The sequence below is a fragment of the Rhizobium aureum genome (assembly GCF_030182495.1).
In the GTDB taxonomy this organism is placed as follows: Bacteria; Pseudomonadota; Alphaproteobacteria; order Rhizobiales; family Rhizobiaceae; genus Rhizobium; species Rhizobium tropici_C.
In genome coordinates, this window is sequence record NZ_JAQJCI010000001.1 from 703,379 (window position 1) to 718,931 (window position 15,553).

The window sequence follows — 15,553 nt, forward strand, 5'->3', positions numbered from 1 at the left end:
AGGTATCGAGCTTCAGCCGTTCGTCGGCTTGGGTGTGATTTGCGTCTTTGCATCTTTGACTTTGGTCGCGTCCGGCAGTTCGCCGGTCCATTCCCAGGCCTGCGTTCCGGGTGGGTTCTGGTACCAGCCCGGATCGGAGTAGTCGTCCGCGGAGATGCCTTCGCGGACCTTCACGACAGAGAACATGCCGCCCATCTCGATCGGGCCGTGCGGCCCCCAGCCGGTCATCATCGGGACGGTGTTCTCCGGGATGGGCATTTCCATTTCGCCCATGTCGGCCATGCCCTTGGTACCCATGGGCATGTAGTCCGGCTGAAGCTTCCTGATCTTCTCGGCGAGCTTCGACTTGTCCGCACCGATGAAGGTCGGGATGTCGTGGCCCATGGCGTTCATCGTGTGGTGCGACTTGTGGCAGTGGATCGCCCAGTCGCCGAGATACTTGGCGTCGAATTCGTAGGCGCGCATCGCGCCGACCGGGATGTCGATGCTCACCTCCGGCCACCGGGCTTCCGGGCGGACCCAGCCCCCATCGGTGCACGTCACCTCGAAGTCGTAGCCATGCATGTGGATCGGATGGTTTGTCATGGTCAGATTGCCGACCCGCACCCGTACCCTGTCGTTCTTGGAAACGACGAGGGGACTGATGTCCGGAAACACCCGGCTGTTCCAGCACCACATGTTGAAGTCGGTCATCTCCATGACACGCGGCACGTAGGAGCCGGGATCGATGTCATAGGCGTTGAGCAGAAAGACGAAGTCCCGGTCGACGCGCATGAACGTCGGGTCCTTCGGGTGGACCACGAAGAAGCCCATCATGCCCATCGCCATCTGCACCATCTCGTCGGAATGCGGGTGGTACATGAAAGTGCCCGACTTCACGAGGTCGAATTCGTAGACGAAGGTCTTGCCGACGGGGATGTGCGGCTGCGTCAGCCCGCCGACACCGTCCATGCCGGACGGCAGGATCATGCCGTGCCAGTGGATCGTCGTGTGTTCCGGCAGCTTGTTGGTGACGAAGATCCGGACCCGGTCGCCCTCGACCGCCTCGATCGTCGGCCCCGGAGACTGTCCGTTATAACCCCAGAGATAGGCGGTCATCCCGTCGGCCATTTCCCGCTCGACGGGCTCGGCGACAAGATGGAATTCCTTGACGCCGTTGTTCATACGGTAGGGCAGGGTCCAGCCGTTGAGTGTCACGACCGGCTGGTAATCCGGACCGGATGTCGGATGGATGGGTGGCTGCATCTCCGCCGAGGCCATGGTCGGCGCGTCCGGCAGACCCATGGCCGATGTTTTGGTCCAGGCGCCGGCGGCGAGCAATGCCGCTCCTGCTCCGAACAACTGTCTTCTGTTGAACATGGTGGCTTCCTTTCTCAATGGCCGCCGCTGCTGCCGCGGGAGGCAGCGGCAACTTCGGTCTCTGCCGATGCGTTCGTCGCGCCGCCGCCGTAGATCGCCGGCGCAAGGCTGGCTTCGGCGAGCCAGAAATCGCGCTTGGCGTTGACGGAAAGCAGGATGGAGTTGATCTTGTCCCGGGTGTCGGTGAGCAGCTCGAACGTGTTGGTGATCATGCCGTTGTAGGTCAGCAGCGACTGCTCCTCGACCTTGGTGCGCAGCGGCACGACATTGTTGCGGTAGTGACGCGCGATGTCGTAGTTCGAACGATAGGCCTCGTAGGCGGAGCGTGCTTCCGAGCGGACATTGACGGCCTTCTCGGCAAGCTGGTTCGCCGCCCGCATGTATGCCAGCTCGGCCTTGCGCATTTTCGCCTTGCCCGTGTCGAAGATCGGGATCACGAATTCGAGCTCGACCTGGGCCGTGGTCCTCGTCTTCTTCTCTTTGTCCTCGACTTCCCGTTCCGTTTCGAAGCCCGTCAGGATTTCGAGGTCGGAGACATAGCGCGTCGCCTCCGTGAGCCCGTAGGACCTGGCTGTCGCCTCCAGGTCGAGCTTCGCCACCTGCAGGTCGATGCGGCTCTTCAGGGCCTCGGCCTCGATGGTATCGCGTCTTATAACGGCTTTGGGCAGCGGCGGCAGGCTGTTCGGAACTTGATAGTCCAGGTCGGATCCCCAGAGACCCATCAGCCGCGTCAATTCCTCCTTGGCAAGGCGAGCTGCGAGGCGGGCCTTCGCTGTCTCTCCGGCGAGCTCGGCGACGAACACATGTTCGCGCGCCTGAGCGCCCTTCGTCATCGCCCCTGTCTCCCCGAGCTTCTCTGCCAGCTCGGAAGCGGCGTCCGCCGCCGCCTGGGCGCGCTGTAATTGCCCGACGTTCTCCCACGCCGCCACCGCGCTGATCCAGGCGCGGCGGGTGTCGGCGGCGACCTGAAGCGTTCTTATGGCGGCGGTCAGTTGGGCCTGCCGGAAACGGGTATCGGCGATCGCCATGCCTCGGTTCCGCGTGGCGAGTGCCAGGATGTTCGTTGTGATCATCCCTTCGATGGTCTTGAACGCCTCAAGTTCCGGCGTGCCCATACCGGTCGTCCCGATGGATGCTGTCGGATTGATAAGCATCGTCGTCTGCCAGGCATCGGCAGCGCTGTCGCCAAGATCGGCGTAGGCGGCCTGGAGGCCCTTATTGTTGAGCAGCGCGATCTGGACGGCCGTCTCGGCGTAGAGGACCTTCTTTCGCGCGAGCAGGCTTTTGACCTCAGCGGCGGCCGACCGGGCCTGGTCCTGGTTCTGAATCCAGGCCGTCTGCTTGCCTGTCGCGATGGCGGTCTTGCTGGCAACGGAAGCAAAGCCTGCATCCTTGCCGGAATATTCGGCGCCCGTGACACAACCACTCAGCACCAGTGGGAATACCAGCGCGGCCATCGATTTTCCAAGGCCGATCATGAGGCGCCTCCATCGACTCGAGACTGGAGATCATTCTGTTTACGCCACGACCTGGGATCGACGGGTTGCCTGGGCACATAGCCCGAGATCGGCGACCGGTGTGCGATCGGGTGCAGGGAAGGCTGTTCGACCGCAGGGGAAGACGCCACTACGTCGGGAGGAAACGTGGATGCGCAGCCGCCGACAACAAGCGGCAGCCCCACCACGAAAAGCGAGTGTTTCATTGGAAGAATCCGAATAGGTCACAGTATGACACGCAAGCCCGAAGGTGGGCACGCGGCGACTAAGCTCGACCAAGCGAGCGCTGTGTCACTTAGATATTCGGAGGACGATCAAGGGCCGGTAGCTCTCCGGAGGTTCTCTGATCATCAATGAACTGTCTGATCGAGGTCACGATAGGCCCACCGACATTTTGGCCTTCGTTTACAATTCCAAAACCACCGCAGAAATCTTTGCAGCATTCCTGCTTGACGAGCTTGCCATCGCTGTCAGCAGCACCGCTATGCTCATGACTGCGATCAGAAGCCTTAGTCATGTCATGCTTGCTTTGGTGCGTCAGCGACGAGGCGTCTTTTTCCAGATTGGGAATGATCGTGCCGTGCATCGCTGCGCTAGCGTAGGACACATTGTATCCAGCCAGTGATACCATGATCACCAGCCGCACAAGAAAGAGCATCTTGCTCAGTGCGATTCGATACATTTTGCCCACAGCACCCAGCTACTATCAAAAGTGGCGGATTTCAATATCAACATAACTCCATGCGATTCGCGTCGATTGTGTGACGGTGAAGGCAAGTTGCCCCTTTGATAAAGTCGCCGGAAATCAGGGAATCGGTGTCATGCCGTCACGGGGCACAACCAGAAAAGTCAGCCTGCCCAGCCATTTCATGCCACGTTCGATGATGGAAGGATCTCCAACGATTTTATTGCAGGGTCTACAGCTGCAGATGGATTCGTACATTCAAAATATGGGAGAGTCTTTCGGCCAGGGTAGGTGGATACTTCCTTTGGACCTTTGCTAAGTCCTGTTTGTCGAATTGAGCGATGTGTCGGTGCACCCTAAAAGTTGTGCATGACGAAGCTGTGGATCTCATTTTTTCAAAGGTGTTTCGTGCTTGCCGGCATCTTGGCCATTCTGGCGCTTGCGCTGTATGTGCCCGATGCTCCGTTAGCGCCTGAACACCGCCAACTTTACCGGAGCGCTGCCACAGCCTTCGATCTCGACTCGTCCCGCGATTTTAATCAGTTCAGTCGAGACAAAGCCAAACAAAACCACCACCAACGTGACGACCGAAAGTGCCGCAAAGCGACTAGCTCGGTAGTCGCCGTGTTGAGCGCAAATTTCGATATCCGAAAACCAGATGAACCGGGCATGCCGGTTGCAATGAATTCTCCAGCCCTATTTCCTTCCGACCCGCGAAGCCTTTATCGTCCTCCGAAGAGCGCCTTTTGAATTTGGCGAGCGGTCTTTATGATCGTCGAGTGTTTTGGCGCGATCAAGCATTCCCGCGATCATCAGCGAATTCGAAGTGAGTGTTATAGCTCGCCCGGCCTCCGGCTATCGCTGCGTTGCGAAGATGGCCTCTGGGCAGCTTCCATGGGTTTCCATGCAGCCCGTGAGATAAGACAAATTCCGCTCTGCCACTCGCGTTTTTCCACCCTGATCCAATTCGAGCCCCCTTGCTTTCGTTCCACATAGGAGCTGACGGCACATTTAAAGGAGTTTTCGATGTCGACCACAACGATCGGTTTTGACGCCATTCGTCAGGCGCCTCGGCGCATTTGTCGCACGGTTTGGGAAACGATTCCAAGCCCCGTGCGGCAGACGCCGCTCATGTTCCGTGCCGGACGATACATCTATCGGAAGTTCACCAAAAACACGCAACGTATTCAAACGCACTATACCCATTTCATGCGAAACCCGCCCCTACTGGCTGTCCTTGCTGAACTCGCGTCAAACTACCCGGAGAACAGCAATGTCAAGGTCGCATCCATCGGCTGTAGCACGGGAGCGGAGCTATATTCGGTCCTTTATGCAATGAGGATGGCCCGTGCCGACCTGAATATTGCTGCACACGGTATTGATATCTCAAGCGCTGTCGTGGCAGTCGCGAAAAGCGGAATTTATCGCCCAGACGTTCCGGCCGCAGAACCTGGTCCATACGGGCGAGCGGAAGTCGCGAGTGAAGATGTCCCGCAACTCGCAGATATCTTTGAACCTCTCCCGGACGGGTCGCTGAGGGTTAAAGACTGGCTTAGACAAAACACGACTTGGCTCACGGCTGACGCGACCGGGGACGAGCTGCTCGATCTGATTGGAACGCAGCATTTCCTCCTCGCCAATAATTTCATGGGGCCGATGGAAGACAGGCTCGCCGAACGTTGCCTCAGGAACATGATGCGATTGGTTGCATCTGGCGGCTACTTGGTCGTGGATGGAGTCGATCTTGATGTCAAAACCAAAGTCCTAAAAGACTCGGGCTTCCATCCTGTTTTGATTAATCAGAGCGAGATATGGGCATCGGAAGCGGCGAAACGCGGCTGGCCCTGGTTGAGATGGGCGAGAGAGCCCCTTGATCGCGATGAGCCGGATTGGCCTTGGCGATATTCCGTTGTCTTCCGTTTCGGAGATCGCTGACAAACCAGATTTCCAAGTCCGGCCGCCGATCCAATGACGAGCAGGGTTCGGCGGCCAGAACTGCGACAGCGGATCTATGACGATGGTCTCACCTACAAAAGATACAGCCGCAGGAAACTCTCGGAATCGGCTATCGCCCCGTGAAACCCCGAGGCCTCGATGGATGCCATCGATCATGGCCGATGGCATTTGGATTACAACGGCGAAAATCATCTCACAACTCACCCAAATCGCGGCCTTCCTCCTCGCCGCACGAGTGCTGAGCCCGGCTGAATTCGGGCTATTTGCCTTTGCGTCCGCCATTGCCGTCCTGCTGGTGGTAATCGCGGAAGGAGGATGGGCCGAGTTTATAATGAAGGCTGGTGACGACGAGGATTGCTTCGATCAGGTCGCAACAGTTTCACTTGTCAGCGGTTGCCTTCTGACCACGGCCGGCCTGATCGCAGCGGGAGCCTTCTATCTTTTTACCGAAGATGAAGCACAGAGTGCGCTTGTTGCGTTGTTCAGTTGCTGGATGCTGCCCGCTGCTCTGACGGCGACTTATGACGGGACCCTGGTAGCTCGCGGCCAATTGCGACAGCGGGCAGTAATTCGGATCGTGGCGGAGGCGATTGGTCTCGGTACGGCGGCCGCCTTACTTCTCCTTGATGGGCATGCATGGGCTTTGGTGATAAGCAAAATCGTTTGCCAGCTTGTTCTTCTCCTGGGAGCTGTCTACGTCGTGGCGCATTTGCCGCGTCTGCATTTAACGAAGCATATGTTCGCCTGCGTCATGGAATTTTCCCGACACATTGTCGGAAACCGGCTGGTCGCTTTTATCGGTTCGTATTCCGGTACGCTCGCGGTTGGGAGCTTTCTGGGTATTGCCGATGCGGGCTACTATCGTGCGGCAGAGCGTGTCGTCGCCGCCATTTCGGAGCTGCTGGCCGAGCCAACGCGGTCGTTGAGCTGGATCGTTTTTCGGAGCGCCCAACGACAGTCGAGTGTTTCCGGGGGCGCCGTCGCTCGCGCGGGCGTTCGCTTCATTCTTGTCCTGCTCGCGGTCGCCGTCCCGATGTATCTTGGGTTGATGCAGATATCCGATGCTGCCGTCCGCCTGTTGCTTGGCGACGTCTGGCGCCCTGCGGCCGCTTTAATTCCATTCTTTTGCGTGCGGCAAATACTGTATCTACCGGGCTATATCAACGAGCCGCTGCTCTCCGTGGTGGGGCAGCTCCAGCGTCGTTTACCAGTAACGCTGTTGAACGTAGCTGTCTCGCTCCTCGTTATTGTTGCCGCCGCAGGGTTTGGGCTATGGCAGCTTGCGTTGGCCCAGTGTTTTAGCGCCATGTTTGTGCTGGCGACCGTCATCAGACTGCAGTCGAAGTTCGCGGGGCTGGATTGGCGGGAGATTTCAAAAGGCGTCCTCCTGTTGATTGTACCGGCGAATTTGGCTATGGTGGCAGCTGTGACAATGATACGGTGGCAGGATCTTTTTCCGGAATTGCCGTGGTTTGGGACCGCTGCTCTGCAAGCCATTATCGGTGCAATGATTTATGCTGGTGTCTTGGCTATCGCTGTTCAGGCAGCCCGGCGCCACTATTGGTCGCCAATCCTATGAGCGAGTTGTTAATCGCTACGGCTAACGTATCGTGTGCATCCGCAGCCCTCTTGGTTGCGGAGCGAACGCTGTGATCTCTCGCAAGGTGGGGCTCCGTGCGAGTTCCAACAGATATCAGGTTCCGATCTGAAGGGCCAACCGCTGATGATTCATTTTGGCAAAGTCACGCCTGAGATCTCCTCACAGATGGTAATGAGGCGGTCTTGAAGCGCTGGCTCATGAGCCTGCGGGTTCGCGGTCCGACGCTTCAGATGATAGAAGTATTCTCCCGTGACATCCGCCTTCGGGTCGTCGCCGGCTGCCAGCCAGGCTTGAGTCAGATGGGCCTGTGCCATATCGTCAGGTGCGCCAGGGCCGCCCATCTTGGTCGGAACCCATCCGGGCTCCAGCGAATTCGAGAACACGTCCTTCCAACGTCGCGCGATCGCGAATGCGAGCATTGCATCGTGCAGCTTGCTTTCGGCATAGGCCTCTGATCCGTTCCACCGGCGCTTTTCCCGTAGAATATCGTCGAGATTGGCATCTGCATGATGGTGCATGCCGGATGACAGGTAGACCAGTCGCTTCGGTGGTTCGAGGAGTGCGGTCAGGATGTAGGCCGATAGTGTGTTTATGGCGAAGACATGCGGCAGCCCATCGGAGGTGAGGCGATGAGCTTCGCGATAGCCGACAGCGGCATTGTGGATCACCGCATCGAACCGGCCGAGTCTGTTGACTTCGGCAGCGACATTCTTTGCACCGGCGATGGTCTCGAGATCGCCGATCACGACCGCCTCCGCCTTCGGGAGGGCGCGGCGGGCATCATTGGCGCGAGCCGGATTGCGCGCATGAAGCACGACCTGGTGACCTTGTTCGGCTAGATGTTCAGCCGCCATAAGGCCGAGACCTGTGGACGAGCCGGAAACGAAGATGCGAGACATGGAAATCTCCTTTGGTAGCCGGTGAGCAAGTCTCACAGGCAATGTGGAACAACGGTCAGGATTGTAAAGAGCGGGCGGTCTGGACAAGCGCGGCACCGGCGAGGGCGCAGATCGCGCCGAACAGGTAGACGGCTGCATAGCCGAACTGTCCGGCGATGGTGCCCGCGACCGGACCGGAAATGCCGTAGGCGATATCGAGAAAAGCGACGAAGGCGCCCATGGCGCTGCCGCGATTGGCGGCAGGCACTCGCTTCAGCGTTTCGACGCCGAGAGCGGGAAAGATCAGTGCACAACCGAGCCCGGTGACCAGGGCGCCGGCAAGCGCCATCCATTCATTAGGCGCCACCCAGATCAGCACCTGGCCGGCTGCCTCCATCACCGACGACCAGAATGCAATGCGATAGCCGCTCATTCTGTCGGGCAACGAACCGAAGACGATGCGCACGAAGATGAAGCCAATGCCGAAGGCAGTCATGACCAAACCGGCATTGTCCCAATGGCGGGCTGCGAAGTAGAGGGATGCAAAGGCGGTAAGACCCGACAGACCCACTCCTTGCAGCATCAGCCCAGCCCCTTCGCGCCAGATTTGGCCGATGACCTTGTAAAAGGGCAGACGCGGGCCTGCCAGGCTCGTATAAGAGGTCGACCGAAATGCGATAGCGACTGCGAGAAGCGGAGCAAGGATGCAGGCGATCATTGCGGTCTCCAGGCCATAAGACTGATACAGAACCATGCCGACCGGCGCGCCGATGGCCAGTGCCGCGAACATGGCAATGCCGGTCCACGACATCGACATGCCTGCGCGCTGCGGTCCGACCGAGGCAATCGACCAGGAGACGCAACCGGTGACGAAGAGGCTCTCCCCAAGACCGGCAATCAGCCGGCCGACAACAAGAATTGCAAGGCTGACGTCCGGCGGGAGAATGGGCATGGCCGCCGCCAGATAGAGCAGGCCCGCGGTCATACTGATCGCGGCACCTTGCAGGGCGGAACGCTTACCACCCTCGAGATCGGTCAAGCGCCCCGCATATCCGCGACTGAGCACGGTGGCGAGGAATTGGATGCCGATCGCGAGGCCGACGACCAGATTGTTGAAGCCGAGCTTGTCGTGGATGAAGAGCGGGATAACCGGAAGCGGAAGTCCGACCGCGAGATAGCCACAAAAGAGCGCGGCAATGATCCCCGGGGCAGGACGAGAAAGATATGCGGGAGCGGCCTTCGCTTCGGCCGCATCATTGATGGCAGGTGCTGACATGACAGCCTCCATTCTGAAAGTCTGTGGGGTGGCAGCGCCGCCGAAAAGCGGCGGCACCGATTCAGGCCACTTCCTCGGAGGCGGGTGCGCCGAAGCGGTCCAGGTGATAGCCGCTCTTTTCCAGCAGGTGGTCGCGCGACGCGGTGATATCAGCTGACAGCTTGATCAGATCGGTGCCTACCAGCTTTCCGCCATGCTTGCGGATCTTGCCGGCGACCATGACCGTATCGACATCCGAGCGCTCGACAGCCTGGACGATCGTGCCGACAGCGTTGTTGACCGGCATGACGGCGACACCGTTGGTGCGGACCATGATGATATCGGCCTGCTTGCCGGGCGCCAGCGAACCAACCTCGCTCTCAAGTCCCGCGGCGCGTGCACCGTTCACCGTTGCCGCCTCAAGGACGCGCTCGACGGTGATCGGCAGGGGCACATTATCTTCGTCCCGGAATTTGCGGTAACGTATGGCCGAGCGCTGCTGCAAAAACAGGGCGTGCATCTCGCCGAACATGTCGCTGCCGAAGGCAGTGTCGAGATCGATGCCGACAGCCGGCGTTAAGCCATGGTCGACGGCTTGCTGATAGGCGAAACTCTCGTCATCGAAACCGAAAAGCGCATCGGAACGCGGGTTGACGGTGATGTTCACGCCGGCATTGGCAAAGAGGCGCCACGTCTCCTGCGGAATGCGGGTGCAATGATTGAAGATGTTGTGCGGGCCGAGCACGCCCTCTTCGGCAAATTCCGGGCCGAGCTTGGCGAGATCGCCGATGAACTCGGTCAGAATGCGCATGTCAAGGCCGCGGGCGACCTTCCACCAATCGAGATTAAGCTGGCCGAACAGGCCGACACGCACAAGGCCATCGCCCTGGTTCCAGTTCTCTGCAAGCCGCTTTAGATCGCCCGGCAGGTGGGCGGCAGACGCCTTTTTGTCCATGGCGGCGCCGACCATATGCAAGGCGCGGATGCCGCTGCCGTCGAGGGCGTCGAGCGCTGCGTCCGTGTGTTCGGGGCTGCGGGAGGAATGGCAGGCATCGATGATGGTCGTAATGCCGGCGTCAAGGCAGGCGAGTGCCGTAAGCCGGGTGCTGAGATACATGTCGAGCGGGCGATAATGGCAGCCCAGCGTTTCGGCGACCACATCGATATAGGCAAAGAGGTCGTGCACATCCGGCATCATGCGGCGCATGGCGCCCAGCCACATATGATGATGGGCGTCGATCAGACCCGGCATGACGATGGTGTCAGAGGCGTCGATGATCGTTGCATCGGTAACGGCGAGGTTCGGTCCGATGGCTGCTATCCTGTCGCCTTCCACGAGCAGGTCGCCGCTGGCAAGATTGCCGACCGTTCTGTCCATCGTCAGGATGGTGCCGCCTTTGAAGAGCGTGCGGGAATGGCTGAGATTGCTCATGACTGGGTCCTTTCAGGTTTAAAAGCGCAGGACCGTTATCTCTCTGGAACGCTCTTGAATTAAGTGCGCTTATGTCAGATGCTTCCTGATCAAAAGTCAGGAGTTGATGCATGTCGTTCGATGGACGGATTCTTTCGGGCGTGAGCGTGCTTGCGGCCGTCGTTGAAGGCGGGAGCTTCGTCAAAGGCGCTGAACTGATCGGCATCACCGATTCCGGTGTAAGCCGGGCCATTGGCCGTCTTGAGGCGCGCCTTGGTGTGCGCTTGCTCGATCGAACGACGCGTTCGGTGACTCTAACCGACGAGGGCCGGCGGTTCTATGAGGAGGTGAAGCCGCACTTGAATGCGATCGAGGACGCTGCCGTGGTCGTGTCCGGCTCGGCGTCGGCGGTGCGCGGCCGCTTGAAAGTGGATATCGATCCATTCTTTCTGCCCCTCGTGCTCGCAGGCCGGCTTGGTGGATTCTGCGAACGCTATCCCGATCTGTCCATCGAGTTCGTGACCAGGGAGCATGTCGGCGATCTTGTTGCAGAGGGTATCGATCTCGCAATTCGGTTCGGCCAGCCGCGCTTTGCCAGCCTGGTTGCACGAAAACTGATAGAAGCACCAATTCTGACCGTGGCGTCACCTCGCTATCTGGAGCGCCATGGCCGTCCGGCGCATCCTCGCGACCTCTCCGCTCATCGCTGTCTGCAGTTTGTCGACCCCTACACCGGGAAGCCATTCGAATGGGAATTCATCCGGGGAGACGAGACCATCGATGTTCCGACGAGCGGACCGTTGACGTTCACCGACCCGAAGACAATGCTCGACGAATGCCTCGCCGGAACCGGTATTGCGCAGGTGATCGGTTGGGGCATCGGGCAGGCATTGGCGAGAGGGTCGCTGATCGACCTCTTTCCAGACTGGCACGGTGAGCGTTTCCCGCTCTTTGCTTTCCATCCATCGCGCAAGCACCCGCCAGCAAAGGTGCGCGCATTTGTCGATTTCTGTGCCGACATCACTGACGAACTCGAGCGTTAGGTCGCGGGACGCCGTATGCCGCCAATTGATATTGCGGGCCGCTCAACCGCCAACTCGCCGGTCCGCGCGTCGCAGGCGGTTCTCTTTCAACACACGTTGGAAATTCATATCGGTTTGCGCGTGCTGAGCGAGATCGTCGAGGAATTCGGCGACGTCTCGAACTGTCTCGACGACAATATATCGCAGGCCGCCGCCTGCATCGACGGCATCATAACTGATGCTGACACCAAAGCCACCAGTGACCTTTCGGAACCATGCCGACCGCCATTTCTTGAAACCTGCGGGATCCGCCTGAAACTCCGCAAGCAACGCTTTCTGCTTTTCAATCCGAGCGAGGAATGCCGCAACGGCATCCCTTGGGCCTGCCTTTTGCTTTTCGGCTTTCCTCGCGGCCCATTTTTCAAGGAAGCGCGATTTCGGCGGCAAGGTTGCTACGCTATCGGCAACGATTGCGGGTTTCAGTTCCGATGGAACCGGACCGGGTGCAGGAGCGGCCGAGCGGATCCGCTCTTCGTTCTCCGGTACCAAGCTCTGTTTGAGATCGGACGCGAATGCCCCCCAAATGGATTTCGTCTGTTCGACCAATCCAGCCTTTTTGCGGCGGGAGTTCTTGATTTCGAAGATGAAGGGTTTTGTCTGCTTGGGCATGATTTTCGAGGGTTAGGGTGTGCGGTGTGCCGCTGCCGAAGAATGATCAGCGCCGACGGGATTGGGCAATATTTCTAATATTTCCAGATCTATAAACTGCAATCGTTTGCGATCTATGTAGTCCGTTGATTTATATCAGGCCAGTTGACCAAGCAATATAAAATGCTGAGAGCAATCGTCGTCACGCGATCCCGGCCGTCCTTGATGTTTTGTCGATGAGTGAACGCGATAGTTTTCGGAGTTTATTGGTAACCAGCCTGGAAGCGCGCTTCAGTAGCCAATCATTCGGGCTCTTTATCAGAATGGCGACGCATTATTTGCGGAGCACCTTTTCTTAGCTTTCCGTTATCCGCTTGTCTTTCTCGGACTCGGCCGCCAGCTGCTGCCAGTCCAGGTCCTCTTGCAACTCCAGATACTGCGTCGCGCCAATGAGATCCGCGTCTCTAAGTTCATCGAGGCGCTGGCGCTGAGCTAGGGTCGCAGCGCGCAATAGCCCGCGGCGTCGATCGTCGGACAGGCCGCCCGGGTCCGCTGCGGTCTGGGCATACACAGCAATAAGAGCTGCGGCTTCGGGTCCTTCTTCTGAGGCCAACCTTGCGATCGCAGCTTCAGCAAGGTCGACTCTTGCCGCATCGGTCTCCTTTCGAACCGCCTCCTGGCGCCCTAGCTGGAGAAGATGGATCATCGGAGCCAGAGTTGCGCCTTGGATGACAAGCGTCGCAAGCACAACGGCAAACGCTGCGAGTACGACCAGGTTGCGCTCGGGGAAATCCGATGGGAGAGCGAAGGCAGTCGCGAGAGTGACGAGGCCACGCATCCCGGCCCATCCCACAAGCATAGTCTCTCCATGTCGGAATGGCGCGAGGTAGCCTCCTCTGTCGTGTCGAAAAGTGACTACCGCGTGAAAGAGAAAAGCAATGGCAATTCTGCAAGCAATCACTCCGATGACGACAATCGTGGCAAAGCCGATGGAGCGAGCCAGCTCATCAGGGGACATTGTCTGAACGATGCTTTTCGCCTGCAGGCCCATCAGCAAGAATGCTACCACATTCAGGAGGAAGACCACGGTCGTCCATACAGCAAACGAATGGACGCGCATCCGCGGCGAGTCGTTGACCGTTGCCAGCGTCGCGATCGTCATGGCGCTCGCAACAGTGGCCAAGACCGCCGACAGATGGAGCCTCTCGGCGATTATCCACGTTGCGAACGCATAAACGAACTGGAGAAGCGTTCCGCCTACCGTGTTTTCCGTCAGTGGTCTCACTCTGGACAGAAGATAACCAAATGCGATGCCGAAAAGAATTCCACCCGGTGCCGCAATCGCAATCTTGACTATGGTCGCCGACCCCAGGCCACCACTGGCTTGGATGCTCAGGGCCGCACTGAACAGCAGAAGGGCGGTCGCGTCGTTGAACAGGCTCTCGCCCTTGAGCAGAGTATCCACTCTGCGGTCGACCGGTAGCCCCGACAGAACCGCGGTAGCGGCCGCAGCGTCCGGAGGAGCGACGATCGCGCCGAGAGTAAGGGCGACGATTATAGGCAGACCAACGGTCAAAGCGCTGATGAGGACGACTACGCCGGTTGTAGCGAGAACGGCGACTACTGCGTAAACAAAGATCGGCAGGAGCATGCGTCTTGCCGCCGCTAGAGGAAAATCGTACGCGGAGTCAACGAGCACAGGCGCAATGAAAAGCGCCAATGCCGTGTGGGGATCAATCGGGATGTTAGGCGCTCCGGGAACCATCGCGACCGCTACGCCAGCCGCGGCAAGAATACCTGGATACGGCAGGTGGACTCGCCGGGTGATCTGCAACAGAACCACGGCGACCGCCAGAAGCGCAACGAGGGTTTCGAAAAAGCTCATGATGTACAATAACAAAGATCTTTAGGCGTTATAGTGTCTGTAGCCTGATTCAAGAGCATCCGGCTGTCAATTTCACCAGAATTAACGGAGCGCGTTATGGACTTCGAGGTGGCTATAATCGGCGCTGGGGCGGCTGGGATTTCTGCTGCCCGTATGCTGGCCTCGCTAGGCCGCAAGATAGTCGTCATCGAAGCAAGCAGCCGCATCGGCGGCCGAGCCTGGACGAACGAGATCTATGGTCTTTCGATCGACATGGGTTGTGGCTGGTTACATTCTGCCGAGCGCAATCCACTGGTCGATCTGGCAAGGGCTGAAGGCTTCGATGTCGTCGAAGGTCGCACTGCCTGGCAAGATCAATGGCGGGATCTCGGATTTACTCCCGATGATCGAAAAGCTGCTCTTGAGGCTTGGTCGGTCATGTCCGAACGAATGGAAAGAGCCCCACCAGCCTCGGACCGGGCTTCGGACGCCCTTGACCCAGGTGGGAAGTGGAACGCTTACTGTCAGTCTCTAAGCGGATACCTTAATGGTGCACCGCTCGATCGTCTCTCAGTCGCGGATTTCCTTGCTTACGACAAGGCTGCAACCCAGTCAAACTGGCGGGTGCGTGAAGGATATGGAACGTTGCTGGGAAGGAACATGCCGGCTGTTCCTCTATACGTATCCTGTCCTGCGAGGAAGGTGCGGTTCACCCGGTCAGGCGTTCGGGTCGAGACCGATCGCGGGGCAATCGCTACCCGGGCGGTGATCGTGACTGTCTCGACAGGCGTGCTTGCGAGGGGCCTTATCGAATTCGATCCGGAAATCGACGATCACCTGCAGGCAGCTGCGAACCTGCCGCTTGGCCTCGCGGACAAGCTTTTCTTCCACTTGGATGACAATGACGGTCTGGAGGCCGAGACCCATCTTCTGGGAAACCCCGCCAATGATAAAACGGGCAGCTACTACATCCGACCGCTCGGTCGCCCGGTCATCGAGGGATTTTTCGGCGGGCTCGGCGCAATCGCGATCGAAGACGCCGGAGTTCTCGACGCTTTCGCCTTTGCCATCGAGGAGTTGACAGCGCTGCTTGGCAGTAAGATCCGGACACACCTCAAGCCAATAGCCGCCTCTTCATGGTGCAATGTCGACTGGATCCATGGCTCATACAGCCACGCATTGCCCGGTTGTGCTCGAGACCGCCGGAGATTGGCAAACCCCGTCGGCGAGCGACTGTTTTTCGCGGGCGAGGCGACAAGTCAATCAGACTTCTCGACAGCTCACGGAGCATGGGCAAGTGGCATCAGGGCAGCTCAAGAATTCACGCAATGCCATCCTCGATCGTAGCGGGAATTGCAACGCGCGACATCCCGATATCC

General features: G+C 58.8%; 14 protein-coding genes. 6 read left to right on the forward strand and 8 right to left on the reverse strand.

The genetic code is table 11. The features are described 5' to 3' along the window. Positions 1-12: 12 nt before the first annotated feature. The 4 genes from PH552_RS03300 to PH552_RS03315 all read right to left on the reverse strand — a co-directional run bounded on the left by PH552_RS03300 (position 13) and on the right by PH552_RS03315 (position 3,537). The gene (locus tag PH552_RS03300) at positions 13-1,359 is read right to left on the reverse strand and encodes a multicopper oxidase family protein (RefSeq protein ID WP_183761852.1); all 1,347 of its coding nucleotides are present in this window, start codon (positions 1,357-1,359) and stop codon (positions 13-15) included. 14 nt (positions 1,360-1,373) lie between these two features. After that, a complete protein-coding gene (locus PH552_RS03305; protein WP_183761855.1) occupies positions 1,374-2,837 on the reverse strand; it encodes a TolC family protein in 1,464 nt (487 codons plus the stop codon). Continuing rightward, on the reverse strand, positions 2,834-3,061 hold the full coding sequence (locus PH552_RS03310; RefSeq protein ID WP_246698515.1) for a hypothetical protein: 228 nt from the start codon (positions 3,059-3,061) through the stop codon (positions 2,834-2,836). The genes PH552_RS03305 and PH552_RS03310 overlap by 4 nt, the downstream gene beginning before the upstream one ends. An 89-nt stretch (positions 3,062-3,150) precedes the next feature. Then, positions 3,151-3,537, reverse strand: a complete 387-nt coding sequence (locus PH552_RS03315; RefSeq protein WP_145646320.1) for a hypothetical protein — start codon at positions 3,535-3,537, stop codon at positions 3,151-3,153. 372 nt (positions 3,538-3,909) lie between these two features. Between PH552_RS03315 and PH552_RS03320 the strand changes: the two genes are divergently transcribed. The 3 genes from PH552_RS03320 to PH552_RS03330 all read left to right on the forward strand — a co-directional run bounded on the left by PH552_RS03320 (position 3,910) and on the right by PH552_RS03330 (position 7,075). Next, on the forward strand, positions 3,910-4,290 hold the full coding sequence (locus tag PH552_RS03320) for a hypothetical protein (protein ID WP_183761858.1): 381 nt from the start codon (positions 3,910-3,912) through the stop codon (positions 4,288-4,290). A 276-nt stretch (positions 4,291-4,566) separates the two neighbouring features. After that, a complete protein-coding gene (locus PH552_RS03325; protein WP_113248821.1) occupies positions 4,567-5,475 on the forward strand; it encodes a CheR family methyltransferase in 909 nt (302 codons plus the stop codon). Positions 5,476-5,650: 175 nt separating this feature from the next. Beyond that, positions 5,651-7,075 carry an oligosaccharide flippase family protein gene (locus PH552_RS03330; RefSeq protein ID WP_162736919.1) on the forward strand — a complete coding sequence of 475 codons (1,425 nt, stop codon included), beginning with the start codon at positions 5,651-5,653 and terminating at the stop codon, positions 7,073-7,075. A 149-nt stretch (positions 7,076-7,224) separates the two neighbouring features. Here PH552_RS03330 and PH552_RS03335 read toward each other — a convergent pair whose 3' ends face one another. The 3 genes from PH552_RS03335 to PH552_RS03345 all read right to left on the reverse strand — a co-directional run bounded on the left by PH552_RS03335 (position 7,225) and on the right by PH552_RS03345 (position 10,661). After that, positions 7,225-7,995: an SDR family NAD(P)-dependent oxidoreductase gene (locus PH552_RS03335; protein WP_285165476.1), complete on the reverse strand. Its 771-nt coding sequence runs from the start codon at positions 7,993-7,995 to the stop codon at positions 7,225-7,227. 55 nt (positions 7,996-8,050) lie between these two features. Beyond that, complete coding sequence (locus tag PH552_RS03340; protein WP_285165477.1) at positions 8,051-9,250, reverse strand: arabinose transporter; 1,200 nt, start codon at positions 9,248-9,250, stop codon at positions 8,051-8,053. A 61-nt stretch (positions 9,251-9,311) separates the two neighbouring features. After that, positions 9,312-10,661, reverse strand: coding sequence for an amidohydrolase family protein (locus PH552_RS03345; RefSeq protein ID WP_285165479.1), 1,350 nt, complete (start codon positions 10,659-10,661; stop codon positions 9,312-9,314). Between the two features lie 110 nt (positions 10,662-10,771). Between PH552_RS03345 and PH552_RS03350 the strand changes: the two genes are divergently transcribed. Together PH552_RS03350 and PH552_RS03355 are read left to right on the forward strand one after the other, a co-directional pair. Then, positions 10,772-11,683, forward strand: a complete 912-nt coding sequence (locus PH552_RS03350) for a LysR family transcriptional regulator (protein WP_113248826.1) — start codon at positions 10,772-10,774, stop codon at positions 11,681-11,683. A gap of 15 nt (positions 11,684-11,698) precedes the next feature. After that, positions 11,699-12,409 carry a hypothetical protein gene (locus PH552_RS03355; protein ID WP_162736920.1) on the forward strand — a complete coding sequence of 237 codons (711 nt, stop codon included), beginning with the start codon at positions 11,699-11,701 and terminating at the stop codon, positions 12,407-12,409. Positions 12,410-12,665: 256 nt separating this feature from the next. Here the strand turns inward: PH552_RS03355 and PH552_RS03360 are convergent, their stop codons facing one another. Continuing rightward, entirely contained in the window at positions 12,666-14,195 is a 1,530-nt protein-coding gene (locus tag PH552_RS03360) for a cation:proton antiporter (RefSeq protein WP_113249066.1), read from the reverse strand. Between the two features lie 96 nt (positions 14,196-14,291). Between PH552_RS03360 and PH552_RS03365 the strand changes: the two genes are divergently transcribed. Further along, positions 14,292-15,521, forward strand: a complete 1,230-nt coding sequence (locus PH552_RS03365; RefSeq protein WP_285165480.1) for a flavin monoamine oxidase family protein — start codon at positions 14,292-14,294, stop codon at positions 15,519-15,521. Positions 15,522-15,553 lie beyond the last annotated feature (32 nt).